The 20,232-nt window shown below is 73.0% G+C and carries 17 protein-coding genes and 1 pseudogene; 4 read left to right on the forward strand and 14 right to left on the reverse strand.

The window, feature by feature from the left end; genetic code table 11:
* Positions 1-89: 89 nt before the first annotated feature.
* On the reverse strand, positions 90-2,975 hold the full coding sequence (gene topA, locus GL263_RS05485) for a type I DNA topoisomerase (protein WP_182854428.1): 2,886 nt from the start codon (positions 2,973-2,975) through the stop codon (positions 90-92).
* A 404-nt stretch (positions 2,976-3,379) separates the two neighbouring features.
* On the opposite strand from topA, the gene GL263_RS05490 reads away from it, so the two are divergent.
* The 3 genes from GL263_RS05490 (at position 3,380) to GL263_RS05500 (ending at position 4,736) form a co-directional block, all read left to right on the forward strand.
* On the forward strand, positions 3,380-3,850 hold the full coding sequence (locus GL263_RS05490; RefSeq protein ID WP_182854429.1) for a TM2 domain-containing protein: 471 nt from the start codon (positions 3,380-3,382) through the stop codon (positions 3,848-3,850).
* Between the two features lie 13 nt (positions 3,851-3,863).
* The gene (locus tag GL263_RS05495) at positions 3,864-4,283 is read left to right on the forward strand and encodes a DUF2752 domain-containing protein (RefSeq protein WP_182854430.1); all 420 of its coding nucleotides are present in this window, start codon (positions 3,864-3,866) and stop codon (positions 4,281-4,283) included.
* 207 nt (positions 4,284-4,490) lie between these two features.
* The gene (locus GL263_RS05500; RefSeq protein WP_182854431.1) at positions 4,491-4,736 is read left to right on the forward strand and encodes a TM2 domain-containing protein; all 246 of its coding nucleotides are present in this window, start codon (positions 4,491-4,493) and stop codon (positions 4,734-4,736) included.
* Positions 4,737-4,948: 212 nt separating this feature from the next.
* On the opposite strand, the gene GL263_RS05505 is transcribed toward GL263_RS05500, so the two are convergent.
* The 6 genes from GL263_RS05505 to bldG all read right to left on the reverse strand — a co-directional run bounded on the left by GL263_RS05505 (position 4,949) and on the right by bldG (position 11,973).
* Positions 4,949-5,176: a hypothetical protein gene (locus tag GL263_RS05505; protein WP_182854432.1), complete on the reverse strand. Its 228-nt coding sequence runs from the start codon at positions 5,174-5,176 to the stop codon at positions 4,949-4,951.
* Between the two features lie 149 nt (positions 5,177-5,325).
* Complete coding sequence (locus GL263_RS05510; RefSeq protein ID WP_182854433.1) at positions 5,326-6,879, reverse strand: DUF7059 domain-containing protein; 1,554 nt, start codon at positions 6,877-6,879, stop codon at positions 5,326-5,328.
* Positions 6,880-7,011: 132 nt separating this feature from the next.
* Positions 7,012-7,713, reverse strand: coding sequence for a small secreted protein (locus GL263_RS05515; protein ID WP_182854434.1), 702 nt, complete (start codon positions 7,711-7,713; stop codon positions 7,012-7,014).
* Between the two features lie 285 nt (positions 7,714-7,998).
* Positions 7,999-10,401, reverse strand: a complete 2,403-nt coding sequence (locus GL263_RS05520) for a sodium-translocating pyrophosphatase (RefSeq protein WP_182854435.1) — start codon at positions 10,399-10,401, stop codon at positions 7,999-8,001.
* Positions 10,402-11,102: 701 nt separating this feature from the next.
* Positions 11,103-11,540, reverse strand: coding sequence for an ATP-binding protein (locus tag GL263_RS05525; protein WP_182854436.1), 438 nt, complete (start codon positions 11,538-11,540; stop codon positions 11,103-11,105).
* 91 nt (positions 11,541-11,631) lie between these two features.
* Positions 11,632-11,973, reverse strand: a complete 342-nt coding sequence (gene bldG, locus GL263_RS05530) for an anti-sigma factor antagonist BldG (RefSeq protein WP_182854437.1) — start codon at positions 11,971-11,973, stop codon at positions 11,632-11,634.
* A 186-nt stretch (positions 11,974-12,159) separates the two neighbouring features.
* Between bldG and GL263_RS05535 the strand changes: the two genes are divergently transcribed.
* Positions 12,160-14,586, forward strand: coding sequence for a DEAD/DEAH box helicase (locus GL263_RS05535; RefSeq protein ID WP_228456133.1), 2,427 nt, complete (start codon positions 12,160-12,162; stop codon positions 14,584-14,586).
* 26 nt (positions 14,587-14,612) lie between these two features.
* Here the strand turns inward: GL263_RS05535 and GL263_RS05540 are convergent.
* The 7 genes and pseudogenes from GL263_RS05540 to ssd form a co-directional block, all read right to left on the reverse strand.
* Positions 14,613-14,981: pseudogene (locus tag GL263_RS05540) on the reverse strand (Rv3654c family TadE-like protein); the annotation flags it as partial.
* Complete coding sequence (locus GL263_RS05545; RefSeq protein WP_323379255.1) at positions 14,932-15,363, reverse strand: TadE family type IV pilus minor pilin; 432 nt, start codon at positions 15,361-15,363, stop codon at positions 14,932-14,934. The gene GL263_RS05545 and the pseudogene GL263_RS05540, both read right to left, overlap by 50 nt.
* Before the next feature lie 70 nt (positions 15,364-15,433).
* Positions 15,434-15,688 carry a DUF4244 domain-containing protein gene (locus GL263_RS05550; protein WP_182854439.1) on the reverse strand — a complete coding sequence of 85 codons (255 nt, stop codon included), beginning with the start codon at positions 15,686-15,688 and terminating at the stop codon, positions 15,434-15,436.
* 92 nt (positions 15,689-15,780) lie between these two features.
* Positions 15,781-16,791 (reverse strand): type II secretion system F family protein, encoded by a 1,011-nt coding sequence (locus tag GL263_RS28800; RefSeq protein WP_182854440.1) that lies wholly within the window; start codon positions 16,789-16,791, stop codon positions 15,781-15,783.
* The gene (locus tag GL263_RS05560; protein ID WP_323379256.1) at positions 16,788-17,708 is read right to left on the reverse strand and encodes a type II secretion system F family protein; all 921 of its coding nucleotides are present in this window, start codon (positions 17,706-17,708) and stop codon (positions 16,788-16,790) included. The genes GL263_RS28800 and GL263_RS05560 overlap by 4 nt, the downstream gene beginning before the upstream one ends.
* Positions 17,705-18,859 carry a TadA family conjugal transfer-associated ATPase gene (locus GL263_RS05565; RefSeq protein WP_323379257.1) on the reverse strand — a complete coding sequence of 385 codons (1,155 nt, stop codon included), beginning with the start codon at positions 18,857-18,859 and terminating at the stop codon, positions 17,705-17,707. The genes GL263_RS05560 and GL263_RS05565 overlap by 4 nt, the downstream gene beginning before the upstream one ends.
* A 128-nt stretch (positions 18,860-18,987) precedes the next feature.
* Positions 18,988-20,088: a septum site-determining protein Ssd gene (gene ssd / locus GL263_RS05570; protein ID WP_182854441.1), complete on the reverse strand. Its 1,101-nt coding sequence runs from the start codon at positions 20,086-20,088 to the stop codon at positions 18,988-18,990.
* Positions 20,089-20,232 lie beyond the last annotated feature (144 nt).

Raw genomic sequence — 20,232 nt, forward strand, 5'->3', positions numbered from 1 at the left:
GCCCCGCCCCCGGGAGACGGGGAGCGGGGCACCGGTTCGTGACGACCTCCGACCGCGCCGCCGGCCGAGGCGGCGTGGTGCGGCTGCTGCTACTCGGCGTCGGACGCCTGGGCGGCGGCGGTCTTCTTGGCCGCTGCCTTCTTCGCCGTGGTCTTCTTCGCCGTGGTCTTCTTGGCGGCGGTCTTCTTCGCGGTCGTCTTCTTGGCCGCCGTCGTCTTGGCGGCGGTCTTCTTGGCGGCCGTCTTCTTCGCCGTGGTCTTCTTGGCGGCGGTCTTCTTCGCGGCCGTCTTCTTGGCCGGGCCCTTCGCGCGCTTCTCCGCCAGCAGCTCGAAGGCGCGCTCCGGGGTGATGGTGCTGACCTCGTCGTCCCGCCGCAGTGTGGCGTTCGTCTCGCCGTCCGTGACGTACGGGCCGAAGCGGCCGTCCTTCACCACCACCGGGCGGTCGTTCGTCGGGTCGTTGCCCAGCTCCTTGAGCGGCGGCTTCGCGGCGGCTCTGCCACGCTGCTTGGGCTGGGCGTAGATCGCCAGCGCCTCCTCCAGCGTGATGGTGAACAGCTGCTCCTCGTTCTCCAGCGAGCGCGAGTCCGTGCCCTTCTTCAGGTACGGGCCGTAGCGGCCGTTCTGCGCGGTGATCTCCACGCCCTCGGCGTCGGCGCCGACCACGCGCGGCAACGACAGCAGCCGCAGCGCGTCGTCGAGCGTCACCGTGTCGAGGGACATGGTCTTGAAGAGTGAGGCCGTGCGCGGCTTGACGGCGTTCTTGCCGGTCTTCGGAGTGCCCTCGGGCAGCACCTCGGTGACGTACGGGCCGTAGCGGCCGTCCTTGGCGACGATCGGCCGGCCGGACTCCGGGTCCGTGCCCAGCTCGCGCTCGCCGCTGGGCTTGGCCAGCAGCTCCTTCGCGAGTTCCACCGTCAGCTCGTCCGGCGGCAGGTCGTCGGGGACGTCCGCGCGCTGGCCCGGCTCGCCCTCCGGGCCGGGCTTCTCGACGTACGGGCCGTAGCGGCCGACCCTCAGGACCAGGTCCTCGCCGATCGGGAAGGACGACACGCCCTTGGCGTCGATGGCGCCGAGGTCGGAGACCAGTTCCTTCAGCCCGCCGAGGTGGTCGCCGTCGCCGTTGCCCGCGTCGGCGGCCGGGCCGGCGACGCCCTCGCTGACGTCCGCACCGAAGTAGAAGCGGCGCAGCCAGGGCACCGACTCCGCGTCGCCGCGCGCGATGCGGTCCAGGTCCTCCTCCATCTGCGCGGTGAAGTCGTAGTCGACGAGCCGGCCGAAGTGCTTCTCCAGCAGCCCGACCACCGCGAAGGAGAGGAACGAGGGGACCAGCGCGGTGCCCTTCTTGAAGACGTACCGCCGGTCCAGGATCGTGCTGATGATCGACGCGTACGTCGAGGGGCGGCCGATCTCCCGCTCCTCCAGCTCCTTGACCAGCGTCGCCTCGGTGTAGCGGGCGGGCGGCTTGGTCGAGTGGCCGTCGACGGTGATCTCCCGCGCGGTCAGCGCGTCGCCCTCGGCGACCTGCGGCAGCCGGCGCTCGCGGTCGTCCAGCTCGGCGTTCGGGTCGTCGGCGCCCTCGACGTAGGCCTTCATGAAGCCGTGGAACGTGATGATCTTGCCGGAGGCGGTGAACTCGGCGTCCCGGCCGTCGGCGGAGCGGCCGCCCACGCGCACGGTGACCGACTGGCCGGTGGCGTCCTTCATCTGGGAGGCGACGGTCCGCTTCCAGATCAGCTCGTAGAGGCGGAACCGGTCGCCGGTGAGGCCCGTCTCGGCGGGCGTGCGGAAGCGGTCGCCGGAGGGGCGGATCGCCTCGTGGGCCTCCTGCGCGTTCTTGACCTTGCCGGCGTAGGAGCGCGGCTTGTCCGGCAGGTAGTCGGCCCCGTACAGCTGCGTGACCTGGGCGCGGGCGGCGGCGACCGCCGTGTCCGACAGCGTGGTGGAGTCGGTACGCATATAGGTGATGAAGCCGTTCTCGTACAGCTTCTGGGCGACCTGCATGGTCACCTTCGCGCCGAAGCCGAGCTTCCGCGACGCCTCCTGCTGGAGCGTCGTCGTCCGGAACGGCGCGTACGGCGAGCGGCGGTAGGGCTTGGACTCCACCGCGCGCACCGCGAAGGACGTGTCGGCGAGCGCGGCGGCCAGCGCACGCGCCGCGGACTCGTCCAGGTGGAGGGCCTGGGCGCCGTCACGGCCCGTCTTCAGCCGGCCGTCGGAACCGAAGTCACGGCCCTGGGCGACACGCCGGCCGTCCACCGAGGCCAGCCGGGCGGCGAAGGTGCCCGGGTCGGAGGCGTCGCCGGGGCGGCCGGTGTCGAACGTGCCCGTGAGGTCCCAGTACTCGGCGGTGCGGAACGCCATCCGCTCCCGCTCCCGCTCGACCACCAGGCGCGTCGCCACGGACTGCACCCGGCCGGCGGACAGCCGGGGCATGACCTTCTTCCACAGCACCGGGGAGACCTCGTAGCCGTAGAGCCGGTCGAGGATGCGGCGGGTCTCCTGGGCGTCGACGAGCTTCTGGTCCAGCTCGCGGGTGTTGTTCACCGCGTCCCGGATGGCGTCCTTGGTGATCTCGTTGAACACCATGCGCCGCACCGGCACCTTCGGTTTCAGCACCTCCTGGAGGTGCCAGGCGATCGCCTCGCCCTCCCGGTCCTCATCCGTGGCCAGGTACAGCTCGTCGGACTCGGCCAGCAGCGCCTTGAGCTTCTTGACCTGGTCCTTCTTGTCACTGTTGACGACGTAGAGCGGTTCGAAGTCGTGGTCGACGTTCACCCCGAGGCGCGCCCACGGCTCCCCCTTGTACTTCGCGGGAACCTCTGCCGCGCCGTTCGGGAGGTCGCGGATGTGCCCGACGCTCGCCTCGACGACGTAGCCAGGGCCCAGGTAGCCCTTGATCGTCTTCGCCTTGGCGGGGGACTCGACGATCACAAGTCGGCGCCCGCCGTTTGCGGTCTCGCTGGTCGGGGACAACTTCTCGCTCTTCTCTCCGGTCGACGGTCGGCGCTTCCTCGCGCTCGGTGGGCCCCTGCCCACCGACTCCGCCAGCTGCCGCTGGTCCGGGTCCGGTGGTGATGCTCGGGGTGGTGCTTGTGGTCTCGGCTGGTGCTTCGGTTTCGCGGTCGGTGCCTTCGTGCGGTCCGTGCCTCAGTGCGGTCCGTGCCTCATCGGTGCCTCCATGGTGCCCGACGCCGATCGGCACCCTCCGGCACCGGTCGACGCTGCGGAGTGTGACGGTACCTCCCGGTCCGTTGTCAAACGGAATAAAACCGCAACGCCACTCGAACGGTAACCCGACAACCGTCATTCCTGCCGCCCGGCAGTAGCTGGCACTATGTGCGAGTCATCGCACCGGTCCCAGCAACAGGGGGAACAGAATGTCCCAGCCGCCCAACCCGTACGGCCCCGCCGGCCAGCCCGGCCAGAACCCCTACGGCCAGCAGCAGGGCCAGCCCGGGTACGGCTATCCGCAGCAGCCCGCGCAGAACCCGTACGGCCAGCCCGGCCCCGGCCAGCCCGGACAGCCCGGTGTCGGCCAGCCCGGTCAGCCGCAGTACGGCTACCCGCAGGCCCCGATGCCGCCGCAGGGCGGCTACGACCCGAACGCCCCGCACGGCTACGACCAGTACGGCCGCCCGTACTCGGAGAAGTCCCGGATCATCGCCGGTGTGCTCCAGCTGTTCCTCGGCGGCCTCGGCGTCGGCCGCTTCTACACCGGCCACATCGGCATCGGCGTGGCCCAGCTGCTGACCTGCGGTGGTCTGGGCATCTGGGCGCTGATCGACGGCATCATGTTCCTCGTCAAGGACGACTCCACCGACTCCGAGGGTCGCATCCTCAAGAGCTGAGCGAGGCGCTCCCATGTCGCAGGTCAGATCGCTGGTGTCGCGAATCCGCCGCCCCCGGCATCCGGCCCTGCTCCCGCTGGCCGCACTGGCCGCGGGTGCCGCGGGGTCGGTGTACCTCTGGCACACCGACCCCCACCAGCCAGGCCAGTTCCTGCCGCGCTGCCCGGTGAACTGGCTGACCGGGCTGCTCTGCCCCGCCTGCGGCGGCACCCGCATGGCGTACGACCTCATGCACGGCGACGTCGGCGCCGCGTTCCAGGACAACGCGGCGCTGCTGCTGCTCGGCGTACCTTTCGGCGCCTACCTCGGCGGGCGGTGGCTGGTCGAGGGGCTGCGCGGGCGCCGCTACCGGCCGGCGATCGGCCGCCTGGGCGTGGCGGTGATCGTCGGCACCGCGGCGGTGTGGATGGTGGTCCGCAACGTGGCGGGCTGACCTTTGAGGGCGGGGCCGGCGGGGCCGCTGCCGGGCCGGTGCCCTCGCCCGAGAGGTGGCTGATCGGACGTCAGAAACGCCGTCAGATCACCCTTTCATCACAGAGGCCGGGACAGCGCAACCTTCCCACCCCCTTTCGAGTCGGATCTTTCGCGTCGGGCGAACCAGGCCCGCGCGTAGGTACAACCGTTCAGAGAGGTTCTCCCCATGGCAATGACCGGTACCGCGCCCAACGGCCAGCCGTACTCCGAGAAGTCGAAGATCGTCGCCGGCGTCCTGCAGCTGGTCCTCGGCGGCCTCGGTGTGGGCCGCTTCTACACCGGCCACATCGGCATGGGCGTGGCTCAGCTGCTGACCTGCGGTGGTCTGGGCGTCTGGGCGCTCATCGACGGCATCCTGTTCCTCGTCAAGGACGACCGCACCGACTCCGAGGGCCGCATTCTGAAGGGCTGATCGGACGTCCGGTTCGGGGCGCGTGCGCTCCGGACCTGTCCAAGGCGGTGTCACGGGGGTGGCCCGGGTCCGGTACCCGGGCCACCGCCTTTTCCGGCGCGTTCGCGGGCCTGCTCTGCCCTGGCTTGACCTGCTCTGGCTTGGCCTGCCCTGGCTCGCCATATGGCCGAAACAAGTCGGCCGTTGACGGTCCGATCAGGTTGACGGTGTCGTCAGAGGGCGGAGAGCTGCCAGAGGCCGTAGCCGAGGAACGCCCCACCGAACGCCGCCGTGAGCGCCGCGGCGGTCGCCGGCCTGACCGTCGTGGTGGCCGCGACGGGCTTGCCCCGAGTCCGCCGGGCGGCCGTCCACACGAGCAGGGCGGCGCCGAACAGTGTGAAGGCGGTGCCGGCGAACAGTGCGGGTCCGGTCTCCGACGCGACCCCCCAGGCGCTTGTCATGGGCGGAGCGTCACACACCCGGGCGACTCCGGTTCGAACACCCGATGAACATCACTTCCCTCCGTGGGTGTGCTGCCGTGCGTGTGCTGTTCGAGCGGCCGGCGGCGGTCTGCCCGGCGGCGGTGCCGAGCGGGCAGACAGACCGCCCGTCAGGAACCGGTGGCGGGCAGCAGGAAGCCCTGCTCCACCAGGAGGCGGATCGCGCGAGGCGTCCGGTCGCGCAGCTGGACCGGGTCCTCACCGACCAGTTGCGCGATGGCGTCGAGGATGCGGCCGGCCGGCAGCGTGCCGTCGCACACACCCGCGAACCCGGCGCCCACCGTGTCCACCTGCGTCGCCCTGCGCATGCCCCGGTGCTGACGGAGCACCACGTGCTCCGGGTCCTCGGCGCCCGGCGGGCCCACCTGCTCCTGGACCACGCCTTCGGCCAGCGTGAAGCGGGTGTTCAGGAGGGCGGCGTCGTCGTGGCGCCGGAGGAAGTCCTGCCGCTCGAAGTGGGCCCGCACCGTCTCCCCGAGCGGCTGCTCGACGGGGTGCGTCCACTCCTCCACCGTGATCGCCGGGGAGTCGCCGCCGGATCTGCGGAGGGTGATCCAGCCGAAGCCGACCGCCTCCGTGCCCGTGCGCTCGAACTCCTCGAGCCAGGCGTCGTAGCGCGCCGCGTACTCCTCGGGCCCGGCACGGTGCGCTCCGGCGTCGCGCAGCCACAGTTCGGTGTACTGGCTGACGTCCTGCACCTCCCGCTGCACGATCCAGGCGTCGCAGCCGCGCGGCACCCAGGTCCGCAGCCGGTCCCGCCAGTCCTCGCCCTTGACGTGCTGCCAGTTGGCGAGCATCTGGCAGTAGCCGCCCTCGGCCAGCAGGTCGACGCTGTTCTGCACGAGCGTGCGGCACAGCTCGTCGCCCGGCAGGCCGCCGTCCCGGTAGGTCAGCCGGTCGGCGGCGCCACCGCGGCCACCCGTGGTGCTGCGGCCGGCCGCCGGCGAGATGACAAACGGCGGGTTGGAGACGACCAGGTCGTACGGGGCGTCGGAGGCGACGGGCTCGTAGAGCGATCCCTCGCGCAGGTCGGCGGCGGGGGCCCCGGACAGCGCCAGCGTCAGCTCGGCGAAACGCAGGGCGCGCGGGTTGAGGTCGGTGGCGGTGACGTGCGTGGCGTGCCCCGACAGGTGCAGCGCCAGCACGCCCGAGCCCGTGCCGACGTCGAGCGCCCGGCCGACGGGCTCGCGGATCGTCAGGCCCGCGAGGGTCGTGGACGCCCCGCCCACACCGAGGACGATGTCCTCCCTCCGGTCGTTGATGCCGCCGGCGCCGCCGACCGCGCAGCCGAGGTCCGAGACGATCCACCAGTCCTCGCCGTCCGGACCGCCGTACGGGCGGACGTCGACGGTGGCGCTGAGCCGGCCGCCGCCCTCGCCGCTCTCCCTGAGCCAGCCGTCGGCCAGCGCCCGCTCCAGCGGCAGCACCGCGCTCACCGCCTCGCGGGAGGCGTCCTGCCGGAGCAGGAAGAGGCGGGTGAGCGTGTCGAGCGCGTCGCCGCCTCTGGTGGCCCGCAGCGCGGGCACCGTCTCGCTTCTGGCCAGGGCGGCGTAGGCGGGGGCGCCCAGGCGCTCCAGCAGCCCGTCGACGGTGAAGGAGGCGGCGAGGAACGCCGCGCGTAGCTCGGAGGTGCTGGGGCCGGCGGTGGGGAGGTGCGTACTCACGCGTCCATTGTGGTGCCTGGGCGACGCGCTGTCCCGGGCCGTGCCAGACCTGTGGACAACTCGGTCCGGAGGAGGTCCCAGGGAGGTCCGGGGAAGGGTGGCCGGCGCCCCTCGGGCCGCCGGCCGCCCCACTCAGGAGGTCTTGTCGGCGTCCTTGCCGTCGGAGTCCTTGGCGTCGGTCTCCTTGTCCGCGGAGTCCTTGGCGTCGGCCTTCTGCTCGGCGCCGTCCTTGGCGTCGGCGCCCTCGGCATCGGCACCCTTCTCGGCGTCGGCGCCCTTGCCGCCCTCGGCCGGCTTCTGGCAGCCGGGCTGCTCCGCCATCGCCTTGCCGAGGTCACCGGACTGGAGGCGGTTGAGGGCCACGTCACCGCTCTTGCCGAGCGTGCTCAGCTCCTTGGAGATGCCGCGCAGACCGTCGGCGAACTTCGCCTGGTCCTTGGTCTCCATCTCGTCGACCTTGGTCTTCAGACCCGCGTAGGAGGCGGAGATGTCGTTCAGCTCCTTGACCGCGTCCTTCTGGAGCTGGGCGCCGTCCTCCACCGGCGGCTCTCCCGCACGGGAGACCGCCCCGGCGAGCGCCTTGTACGCCTCGGAGATCTGCTGGAACGCGGCGGAGTCCGCCTGCTGCACCTCCTTCGAGGAGCTGTCCTTGGCGCTGACCTCGGCGATCGCCGTGTTCGCGTCCTGGATCTTCTTCACCTGCGGCTGGACCTGGTCACAGACCTTCTTCGCCCAGGCGTCCGCCTTGCCGTCGTCCTCGTCCCCGCCGCACCCGGTCAGTGCCAGCGCGAGGACGGCGCTACCGCAGAGCGCCGCGGCGAGCTTGTTGTTCACCGGATCCATCCCTTCGTGGCTACTCGGCCCGGAACATACACAACAAAGCGACCTCCGGGTGCAGACGAAGATACGCGTTCGCCTGTTTCCGACGCCAAACAAGCCATTTGCCGCAAAGGTCGCTTCCCTCCGGGTCCGGCTCCCCCGCCGGGGCGCCGCGGACACACGCCACGGGCGGTGCGCGGAACACGCACCGCCCGTGGGAAATCGGCCGTCCGCCCCGGTCGGCGGCGGTCCGGACGGTCCTCGTTCGGCCGTCCGGACCGGCGCCTCAGCGGAGACGTGTCAGGGGGCGGCCACGGGGTCGCTCGGCTGAGTGGACTTGCTCACACTCCCCTCGTCGTCACCGTCGTCTTCCCCCATCTCGACACCCCTCCGCTTGGAGAAGTAGACCGCGCCGACGATCACCGAGACGGCCACCACGGCGACGGCCGTGCGGACCGGAACGCTGGCGTCCGCGCCGTACGAGAGGGTGACGATCGCCGGTGCGATCAGCAGCGCCACCAGGTTCATGACCTTCAGCAGCGGGTTGATCGCGGGTCCCGCGGTGTCCTTGAACGGGTCGCCGACGGTGTCGCCGATGACAGTGGCCGCGTGCGCCTCGCTGCCCTTGCCGCCGTAGTGGCCGTCCTCGACCATCTTCTTGGCGTTGTCCCAGGCACCACCGGAGTTGGCGAGGAACACCGCCATCAGGATGCCCGTGCAGATGGCGCCCGCCAGGAAGGCGGCGAGCGCGCCGACGCCGAGCGTGAAGCCGACGGCGATCGGTGCCATCACCGCGAGCAGACCGGGGGTGGTCAGCTCCCGCAGCGCGTCCTTCGTACAGATGTCGACGACGCGCCCGTACTCCGGCTTCTCGGTGTAGTCCATGATCCCGGGGTGCTCGCGGAACTGGCGCCGCACCTCGTAGACCACCGCGCCCGCCGACCGCGAGACGGCGTTGATGGCCAGTCCGGAGAAGAGGAACACGACCGCCGCGCCGAGGATCAGCCCGACGAGGTTGTTGGGCTGCGCGATGTCCAGGCTGAGATTCACCTCCGTGGCCGCCGCGCCGACCTCGCGGGCCGCCGTCTCGAAGGCGTCGCGGTACGAGCCGAAGAGCGCCGCCGCCGCGAGCACGGCGGTGGCGATCGCGATGCCCTTGGTGATCGCCTTGGTCGTGTTGCCGACCGCGTCCAGGTCGGTGAGCACCTGCGCGCCCTCGCCCTTCACGTCGCCGGACATCTCCGCGATGCCCTGCGCGTTGTCGGAGACCGGACCGAAGGTGTCCATCGCGACGATGACGCCGACGGTGGTCAGCAGACCGGTACCGGCGAGCGCGACCGCGAAGAGCGCCAGCATGATCGACGTACCGCCGAGCAGGAAGGCCCCGTACACGCTGAACCCGATCAGCAGGGCGGTGTAGACGGCCGACTCCAGGCCGAGGGAGACGCCGGCGAGCACGACGGTCGCCGGGCCGGTCAGCGAGCTCTTGCCGACCTCCTTGACGGGCTTCCGGGTGGTCTCGGTGAAGTAGCCCGTGAGCTGCTGGATGAGAGCCGCCAGCACGATGCCGATGGCCACCGCCACAAGAGCGATCAGACGCGGGTCGCCGTCGTGTTGGGCGATCTCGGCGTTGGTGATGCCGTCCAACTCGGCGAAGGTCGACGGCAGGTAGGTGTACGCGGCCACCGCGACCAGGACGAGGGAGATGGCCGCCGAGACGAAGAACCCGCGGTTGATCGCCGTCATGCCACTGCGGTCGCTCCGGCGCGGGGAGACGACAAACACGCCGATCACGGCCGTGATCACGCCGATGGCCGGGACGATCAGCGGGAAGGCCAGACCGGCGTCGCCGAAGGCGACCGTGCCCAGGATCAGGCTGGCCACCAGGACGACCGCGTACGACTCGAAGAGGTCGGCGGCCATGCCGGCGCAGTCGCCCACGTTGTCGCCCACGTTGTCGGCGATCGTGGCGGCGTTGCGCGGGTCGTCCTCGGGGATGCCCTTCTCGACCTTGCCGACCAGGTCGGCGCCGACATCGGCGGCCTTGGTGAAGATTCCACCGCCGACCCTCATGAACATCGCGATCAACGCGGCGCCGAGACCGAATCCCTCGAGAACCTTCGGCGCGTCCGCGGCGTAGACGAGAACCACGCAGGCCGCCCCGAAGAGGCCGAGACCCACGGTGAACATACCGACCACGCCGCCGGTCCGGAAAGCGATCTTCATCGCGCGGTGGGAGACCTCGGTGAGATCTCTGGGAGTCTCACCCTCCGGCGCGGTGGCCTCCCGCGCCGCGGCGGCCACCCGCACATTGCTGCGTACCGCCAGCCACATTCCGATATAGCCGGTGGCGGCCGAGAACGCGGCGCCGACCAGGAAGAACAGCGAGCGGCCGATCCGCTGGTTCATGTCGTCGGCGGGCAGGAGCATCAGCAGGAAGAAGACCACCACGGCGAACACACCGAGGGTGCGCAGCTGTCTGGCCAGGTAGGCGTTGGCGCCCTCCTGGATGGCGGTGGCGATCTTCTTCATGCTCTCGGTGCCCTCGCCGGCCGCCAGCACCTGGCGGAGCAGCATCACGGCGACACCGAGCGCGGCGAGCGCGATCGCGGCGATCACCAGCACCAGACCGCGGTTCCCCGCCGTCAGTACCGCCTCGGCCAGATGATCATGATTGTGAACTGTGGGGAGTTGCCCCGCCATTCGTCCTCCTTGACGTTTGGCACATGGGCGCGCGCAAGCACACGCTCAGGCGTCCTGCTGCAATAAGGGTGTGGCGGATTCTAGAGATCCACAGGTGATCAAAACAGTGCGCGGTAACGCTTATTCGCCTACCTTGACGAAGATCCGGAAGACGCTGACTTGAGAATTCCCTCACAAGGGGGACGAGAAGATATTCAAGAACGGTCGGCGAATGATCTTAGAAGCGTATTCGCGACCATGGCCGAATATCGTGCACGGCCCCGCTGATCAGGCGGAACCACAGCCTCCGGCCACGGGTGGGGGCAGGACTCCCGGCTTGTGCACGCCTTCACCCGGTCGCGCACACATCCGCCGTGGAGGCGGCTGACGGCCGCCCGGACGGTCCGCGGCGCGCTCGGGGGCGCCCACGGACGTCGGCCGAAACAGGCCCGCCGGAGAGCGGGGCGGGACGGACGGCGGCGACGCGGGGACGGCATCGGGCGGCGCACGACAGGACCGGCTGACCGGAGCGGGCCTGCGCACGGCAGCGGGCCATCGAGGGGAGCGGGGTCGGGTTGCCCAGGCCCGGCAGCGGACGGCGCTCTCCTCGCCGTCCGCTGCCGGGCGCGGCTGAGCAGAACCCACCCGCGGGCGCGCGGGAAAGCGTCCGAACATCGGGTACCCGACCGCCGGGTGGCGTGTCGGGACGGGGAGGGGGCTGCTCAGGGAAGCGTCGCGGGCTCCGGGGCGGTCGGCCAGGACATCCGGATCAGGCCGCCCTTCTCGTCCGAGGTCACCTCGACGTCGTCGACCAGGCCGCTGATCACCGCGAGCCCCATGTCGCCCTCCTCGTCGGACTCGGCGACGGGACCGCCGGAGGCACCACCGGAACCCTCGGAGCCGCTCGCGGTCGGCGCGTCGTCGCCGACCTCGATCGAGAAACGCTTCTCGTCCTCGATGAGCGCGACCCGCACCGGTGTGCCGAGCCCGCCGTTGGCGTGCAGGCCCACGGCGCGACTGCACGCCTCGCCGACGGCCAGCCGGACCTCGTCCAACACGGCCTCGTCCACCCCGGCACGCCGGGCCACGGCGGCCGCCACCAGGCGCGCGGTACGCACATGCTCGGGAAGCGCGCTGAAGCGCAGTTCGACGGTGGCCATGCCATCCCCTTGAAGATCGTTCGGACACAGCGCCCCGGGGCCGACGGTCAGACCGCCGGCCCCCGGGGGCCTCAAGGAAACCGGGCCGCCGTCAGTCGGTGGCCGCGACCGCCTCGTCGACGGAGTTGTGGATCGGGAACACCTTCGTGAGGCCGGTGATCCGGAAGATCTTCAGGATGCGCTCCTGGTTGCGGACCAGGCGCAGCGAGCCCTCGTGGGCCCGCACCCTCTTGAGGCCCCCGACCAGCACGCCCAGACCGGTGGAGTCGAGGAAGTCGACGCCCTCCATATCCACAACGAGGTGGAAACTTCCATCGTTCACCAGCTCCACAAGCTGCTCACGCAGCTTGGGCGCGGTGTAAACATCGATCTCGCCACCGACCTCGACGATCGTGCGATCGCCGACGGTACGGGTCGACAGGGACAGGTCCACGGATCCTCCAGCACCTTGCTATCGAGCGGTCGCCCCTTGGGCTATCCCCACCGGGGGAAGGAGTCATTGCCCCCACCGTAGGGAAGGGACGGATCGGCAGCCGCAGAGGCATTCAATCACTTACCCGCCTGCCCGCACGACGCCTTGCAGCCATTGTCCATCGCCGTGGTGACACACTCGATGTCGATGGCCAGCAAACGTCGTCCACGCGCCAAGGGCACCCGCCCCACCCCGTTCGCTCCGCGCTCGGCACTCGCCGAGCTGACCGAAGGGGCCGACCGGGGCACGCGGATCACCCATACGGAGCATCTGCCCCCGAGAGTCGGACGTCATGCGGACTGGCCCGAGCCGATCCGGCCAGAAGTGATCGAGGCCGTGCACGCCCTCGGGATCGACCGACCCTGGCAGCACCAGGCGGACGCCCTCCGACACGCGCTCGACGGCCGGTCGGTCGTGGTCGCCACGGGCACCGCCTCGGGCAAGTCGCTCACCTACACCCTGCCCGTGCTCAACGCCCTCCTCGCAGACGACGCCACCGCCGGCGGCGGACAGGTCGGCAGGGACGGCCGGGCCGCCTCCGCCCTGTACCTGGCCCCGACGAAGGCACTCGCCGCCGACCAGCTGCGTGCTCTCAAGGAGCTCGCCGAACCGCTCGGCAGCCGGTTCCGGCCGGCCGTCTACGACGGCGACACGCCGTACGAGGAGCGGGAGTGGATACGCCGCCACGCCAACTACCTGCTCACCAACCCGGACATGCTGCACCGGGGCCTGCTGCCCGGGCACCCCCGCTGGTCCTCCTTCCTGCGCGGTCTGCGCTACGTCGTCGTCGACGAGTGCCACACCTACCGCGGCGTGTTCGGCTCACACGTCGCCCAAGTGCTGCGTCGGCTTCGGCGCGTCGCCACCCGCCACGGCGCCGAACCCGTGTTCCTGCTCGCCTCGGCCACCGCGGCCGACCCGGCCCGCTCGGCCACCCGGCTGACCGGGCTGCCGGTCGTCGAGGTCACCGAGGACACCTCCCCGCGCGGGGAGGTCACCTTCGCCCTCTGGGAGCCGCCCCTCACCTCCCTCCAGGGCGAGCGCGGCGCGCCCGTCAGGCGGACCGCGACCGCCGAGACCGCCGAACTGCTCGCGGAACTGGCGGCGAACCGCGTGCGGACCCTCGCCTTCGTACGCTCCCGGCGCGGCGCCGAACTGACCGCCGTCATCGCACAGGAACGACTGGCTGAAACTGATCGGTCGCTTTCCGGCCGGATCGCCGCGTACCGTGGCGGCTACCTCCCCGAGGAGCGGCGTGCGCTGGAACGCGCCCTTCACTCGGGTGAGCTGCTCGGCATGGCGGCCACCTCCGCGCTGGAGCTGGGCGTCGACGTCTCGGGCCTGGACGCGGTGCTGATCGCCGGCTATCCGGGCACCCGGGCCTCGCTGTGGCAGCAGGCGGGACGTGCCGGGCGGCACGGCCAGGGCGCCCTCGCGATCCTGGTGGCCCGCGACGACCCACTCGACACCTACCTCGTCCACCACCCCGAGGCACTGTTCGACCAGCCGGTGGAGTCGACCGTCCTCGACCCGGACAACCCGTACGTGCTCGCGCCGCACCTGTGCGCCGCGGCGGCCGAGAGCCCACTGGGCGAGGCGGACTTCGCCCTGTTCGGACCCGCCGCCGCCGAGGTCGTCCCCCTCCTGGAACAGCGGCGGCTGCTGCGCCGCCGAGGCTCCACCTGGTACTGGACCCGCCGGGAGCGGGCCGCCGACCTGGCCGACATCCGCGGGCAGGGCGGGCGCCCTGTGCAGGTCGTGGAGGAGGACACCGGGCGGCTGCTCGGCACGGTCGACGCCGCCGCCGCGCACAGCACGGTGCACGACGGCGCCGTCCACCTCCACCAGGGACGCGGGTACGTCGTACGGCGTCTCGACCTCGACGACCCGGGCGGACCGGTCGCGCTGGTCGCCGCCGAGGAGCCGCCGTGGACGACGATGGCGCGCGACGTCACCTCGGTGAGCGTGCTGGAGACCGAGACCGAGGTGCCCTGGGGCGGCAGCCGGTTGTGCTTCGGCTCGGTGGAGGTCACCCACCAGGTCGTCTCCTACCTGCGCCGCAAGCTGGTCACCGGCGAGGTGCTGGGCGAGACGAAGCTGGACCTCCCGCCGCGCACGCTGCGCACGCGGGCGGTGTGGTGGACCGTCACCGAGGACCAGCTCGATTCCGCCCGCGTCAACCCCGAAGTACTGCCCGGCGCGCTCCACGCGGCCGAGCACGCCGCCATCGGCATGCTGCCGCTCTTCGCCACCTGCGATCGCTGGGACATCGGCGGCGTCTCCGTGCCGCTGCATCCGGACACCCTCCTCCCCACAGTCTTCGTGTACGACGGCCATCCCGGCGGGGCCGGGTTCGCCGAGCGCGCCTTCGGGACGGCCGAGGACTGGCTGCTGGCGACGCGGGACGCCATCTCCGCCTGCGAGTGCCGCGACGGCTGCCCCTCGTGTGTGCAGTCGCCGAAGTGCGGCAACGGCAACGAGCCGCTGCACAAGGGCGGCGCCCTCCGGCTGCTGACCGAGCTGCTCGACGCCGCCCCCGGCGGCCCCGCCCGGGCGCGGGAGCGGAAGGCGTAGCGGCCCCAGGCCACCACGGCGGTGACGTCGGCGACCTCACCGCGCACCACGCAGACCGTCAGCGCGGCCTTCTGGGCGCGAGCGACCCGCCGGGCGGTGGCGCACGCGTCGGCCCGGCCGTGGACGGCTCGGTCGGCCGCCGCCAGCGCCGCGAGATCCGCCGCGGCGGCGGCCCTGTGCCGGGCCGCCAGGGCCTGCCCGAGACCGAGCAGCGCCACGAACACCGAGCACAGCAGCGCCGAGGAGAACACCGCCCAGACCGTCGCGCTCCCCCGGTCGGCGGCGTGACGGCGTGTCACCTGGCTCGGTGGGACCGGACGTGGCGTCGCCGGGCGTGGAGAAGGCTCAGGCGGCGGCGCTGACACGGCTGCCCCGCCCGTCGTCCTCACGGGCACCCCCGTCCCCGGCTCTTCGGCCGCCCGCCGCGACGGCGACAAGAGGTCTCGGCTGCTCGGCCCGCGCCACCGCCTCGGCGCTCAGCTCCACCGCGAGCGGGCCCGGGCCGGCCGCCCGGGCCGTTACCCGCACCCGGACCAACTCGTCCTCCCGCTCCACGCGCACCCGTGCCCCGCGCGGAGCGGCCCGCGCGGCCAGAGCGACCACCTCGGCCGGCGGGTCGCCACGGGCCGCCGACCGGGCGCCCGCCCGGGCGGCGTCCACACACTGGAGGTGGGACACCGTGGCCATGAGCCCCCAGAGCAGCATCCCGGTCAGCAGGACCAGGGCCGGCAGGACCGCCGCCGTCTCGGCCGTCGCCTGACCGCACTCGTCCGTCACCCGTCGGCGACGCCGGCGGAACACCCACGACCGGCGGCCCCCGGCTCGCCTCCCGCGCGAGCGGAAACGTTCACAGGCCGCCGAGGGCACGGGTGATCGCCTCCCGTAGCGCGGCCGTCACCTGACCGCTCGTCACGACCTTGTACAGCACGGCGGCGAAGGCACAGGCGGCCAACGTCGCCATCGCGTACTCGGCCGTGCTCATGCCGTCGTCGACGCGCGCCCGCTGGTAGCGCTCGGCGGCCAGACGTCGGAGCCGCCCCACCGCTCGACGGGTCCTCGTGCGCCACGGCGTAGCCGCCTTGGTCACCAGGCTGGTACTCATCACTCGTTCTCCTTTGGTTGTATCCGCGATCCGTGTTGCGTGGTGGGGACGTGCGTCGCTGTTCCGCTGTCCTGCTGGTCCGCCGGCCCGGGTCACAGCAGGGCGCGGCCCAGGCCGATCACCACCGGGACGACCCCGACCAGCAGGAAGGCGGGGAGGAAGCAGAGCCCGAGCGGGGCCGTGACCAGGACGCCGGCCCGCCGCGCCCGGGACGCCGCCGCGCGTGCCGCCGCCGCACGGGCGTCGGCGGCGCATCGGGCGAGTTGTTCGACCGCGGGCGTGCCGGACAGCTGGGACCGCTCCAGACAGCGCGCCAGGCCGCGTCCCGCCGGCGACTCCGACAGATGGGCCCACGCCGCCGCCGTCTCGGCGCCGAGCCGCAGCTCCGCGCCCACCCGGTTCAGCCGTGCGCCGAGGGGGCCCGCGAGGCTTCGGCCGACCGCGGTGGCCGCCTCCGCGGGCGCTGCTCCGGCCGCCAGACAGGCGGCAAGCAGCTCCGCCGCCATCGGAAGCTGGGCGGCCGTCTCCCGCTCACGGGCCGCCTCTTCGGCGGCGAGGGCGGCCCGCGGTATCCAGCCCCGCGCCCAGCGCCACACCAACGCGGCGGCCGCCGCGCCCGCCAGCACGCCGTGCGGTCCGCCCAGCGCGAGCGCGAGGACGGTCCCCGCGGCGAGGGCGGCCAGCGCGGGACGCGCACGTCCGGCGTCCCTCCGCTCACGTAACCGACCCGCTGCCCGCGCTGTGGGGATCAGAGGCGGGCGGACCCGCTGCGCCGGCGCTACGCCGTGGCCGACTGGGGGAGGCTGCTGGGAGAAGAGCAGGGCGCTACGCCGTCGCACCGGGCGCGTCCAGCGGGCTGACGCCCGCAGGACGAGGCAGACGGTCACCAGCGCGACCGTGAGGAGCACCGCGCCGACGCCCGGAGCCGGCACGCCGTGGACGGCGGCTCCCGCCGACGGGCTGTCAGCCGCGAGGTCCGCGATACCCGCGATGCCGTGGGACGCGTCGAACGCCGCCGTTCCGGGGCCCGTCGGTGGGAGGCCGGCGGTTCTCCACAGGCTGTGCGCAACGGCCGGCGCCGCTGCCGCCACCGGACCGGTCATGGCGCGGCCCTCACCGGAGAGCCGCCCTGGGCGGCACGCGCCAGGCCGGCCACCCAGGCCAGCCCCGCCCACTCGAGCAACGCCGCGCCGGCAAGCAGTGCCCAGCCCAGCGGGGTGCGCAGCAGCACGTCCAGCGGCGCCGCGCCCATCGCCGTTCCCAGGGCGATCGCCATGCAGGGAAGCAGGGCGAGGATCACAGCCGTGGCCCGTGGCCCGGCCAACTGGGCGCGCAGCTCGGCTTGCTGGTCGCGGTCCTCGCGCAGCGCGGTGGCGACCCGCTCCAAAGCGCCGGCCAGGCCCGTGCCTCCGTCCACCGTGACCCGCCAGCAGGCGGCCACCGCGCGGAGACCGGCCGCGCCGGGGTGGCGCGCCGACGACTCCAGAGCGGCCGGCACGTCGCCCCCGAACCGGGCCGCCGCCCGGAGCGGGGCGGCCTCCGGGCCGAGGGCGTCGTCCACCGCCCGCAGGAGTGCCTGCCGGGCGTGTTGACCGGCACGCAGTTCGGCCGCGATGCCGGCGCACAGCTCGATCACCGCCGCCGCCCGCCGCTCCTCGGCGCGACGCTCGCCACGGCCGCGCGCCAACCGGCGCAGGACGAACACCGCCGCCACCCCGGCGATGACGGGCAGCCAGCTCCCCGTCCGCCACCCGGCGACCGCTCCCGCCGGGAGGGCCGACCAGGGCCACGGCGGGCCGGCCTTCGCGAGCCGAGCGGTCACGCCCGCCGCGTCGAGCCGACGCAGGAGCCCGGCCAGTGGCCGCGCGGCCGGGCCCGACCACCGCTCCAGCGGTCCGCGGTGGGCCGCCGCCTCCCCGAACACCGTGGCCAGGCGTGCGCGGCCGGCCCCGCGCCGCATCCAGAACAACGCCGCCGCGCAGACCAGGAGCGCGTACCAGACCTCGACGGGCGGTGTCACAGCGTCCCACCGCCCCGCTCGCACAGCTCCCTCAGCCGTCCCCAGCCCACTTCCCGCGTGAAGCCGGAGGGGTGCCACAGGGCCGCCGGGAGCGTCCGTACCAGGCCGTCGCCGCAGCGGTCGAGCACATGTACCTCGGCCAGCCGGCGGCGCCCCGCGCGGTCGCGCACCAGGTGGAGGACAAGCGCCAACGCCGCGGCGAGCTGGCTGTGCAGCGCGGCCCGGCCGAGCCCGGCCGTCATGCCCAACGCCTCCAGCCGGGCGGGAACGTCGACGGCGGCGTTGGCGTGGACCGTGCCGCAGCCTCCGTGCCCGGTGTTGAGCGCCGCGAGCAGTGCGGCCACCTCGGCCCCGCGCACCTCGCCCACGACCAGACGGTCGGGACGCATCCGCAACGCCTGACGCACCAGGTCCGGCAGTTCCACCAGGCCGGCGCCCTCCTGGTTGGGAGGTCTCGCCTCCAGCCTGACGGCATGCGGGTGTTCGGGCCGCAGTTCGGCCGAGTCCTCGACGAGCACAAGCCGTTCGCCCGGCCCGGCCAGGCCGAGGACCGTGCTCAGCAGTGTCGTCTTGCCGCTTCCCGTGCCACCGGAGATCAGGAAGGAGAGCCGGGCGTCGACGACGGCTCGCAGCAGGCTGTCGCCGCCTGGAGGCAGTGTGCCCGCCGCGACCAACTCGGCCGGTCCGAAGGCCCGGTGGCGCACCACGCGAAGCGACAGGCACGGACCGTCGACGGCGACCGGCGGCAGTACGGCGTGCAGCCGCGTGCCGTCCGGCAGGCGGGCGTCGACCCACGGCCGGGCGTCGTCCAGACGGCGGCCCGCGGAGGTGGCCAGACGCTGGGCGAGCCGCCGCACGGCGGCTGCGTCGGGGAAGCGGACCTCCGTGCGTTCCAGGCCGCCTCCGCGGTCCACCCAGACCTGCTCGGGGCCGTTGACCAGGACGTCGGTCACCCGGGGATCGGCGAGCAGCGGCTCCAGCGGGCCCGCGCCGACCAGTTCCGAGCGGAGTGAGCGGACGACGGCCAGCACCCCGCTGTCCCCCAGCAGGCGCCCCTGCGCACGTAGCGCGGCGGCCACCTTGGCCGGCGTCGGCTCGGCCCCGGACTCGGCGAGCCACCGGCGCACGCCGTCGACCAACTCGGGCGACACGGTCGTCGGTACGTGGGCGCCGGGCGGCGGCCCCGTACCGACGCCGTCGGCCTGCGGCCCGAAGCGGTCACGCTCGCCGACGGCGGCGCGCGCCGCCGCGAGGGGGACCGTCACCATGCGCGCGCCGCTCACGCCGCCACGCTTCCGGGCCGGCCGTCGTCGGACAGCGCCTGTCGCCAGAAGCCGGAGCAGAAGCGCGCCAACGGCCCGTCGACGGCACCGCCCGGCGGCACCCCTCGCTCGACCGCCTCCGCCAGCCGGCGTTCGGGTGGTAGCTCGCCCACCAGCGGCAGACCGACCAGCCTGGCGGTCTCGTCCGCGTCGATCCCGGCCGTGAACGGGCCGCGCACCACGACCCGGATGTCCGGCAGCAGCATCCCCAGCCGCGAGCAGACCCGCCGGGCGGCGGCCACCGCACGCAGTTCGGCGGGCACGACCAGCAGCCCGAGGTCGACCTGGACGAGGGCCTCCGCCACCGCCTCGTCCAACTGCCTGGGCAGATCCACGACCACCACACCGCCGCGGCGGCGGGCGGCGCCCAGTACGGTGCGCATCGCCTCCGGCGGCACGGCGAGACTGTCGCCCCGGTCCCAGCTGAGGACACGCAGCTCGTGCACCGCCGGCAGCGCCTCCTCCAGCGCGCGGGCGCCGACCCTTCCGCGTGACTCGACGAAGGCCGGCCAGCGCAGGCCCTCGGCGGACTCCCCGCCCAGCAGGACGTCCAGGCCGCCGCCGAGCGGATCACCGTCGATCAGCATCGATCGCACGCCCCGTCGGGCCGCCGTCAGCGCGAGCGCGCACGCGAGGGTGGAGGCCCCCGCACCGCCCCGCCCGCCGACCACGCCCACGGTCAGCGCGGGACGGCCCACACCCTCGGCGGCGTCGGCGATACGGCCCGTCAGCCAGCCTTCCGCGTCGGGGAGGAAGACGACGTGCTCGGCGCCGAGCCGGACCGCGCGCTCCCACACCCGGTGGTCGTCCAGGTCCCGGCCGACGAGGAGCACACCGGCGCGGCGCGGAACTGGCGGCGCACCCTCCCCGAGGACCGCCGCGCGGTCGGCGCCCACGAGGACGAGGTCGGCGGAGCGCCAGGCCCGCCCGCCCGGCGGATCGCCGCCCTCGCCGGGGCCGTGCGACACCTCTGCCTCGGCGCCGGCCGCGGCACAGAGCCTCAGCAGGTCGTCCAGCAGCTCGGGATCCTCGGTGACGATCAGGATGGATTCGGCCATGAGGCGTTCCTTCCGGTCTTCCCGCACTTCACGGTCTCGCGCCCGCGAACATTCACAAATGCCGCGGACGCCTTGCGCAATCACCGTGCAGAAGAACCGGAAAAGTTGTGGATCTTGGTCCGGAACTGTGGACAACCCCTCGCC

It is taken from the genome of Streptomyces durbertensis (assembly GCF_014156695.1).
GTDB lineage: Bacteria > Actinomycetota > Actinomycetes > Streptomycetales > Streptomycetaceae > Streptomyces > Streptomyces durbertensis.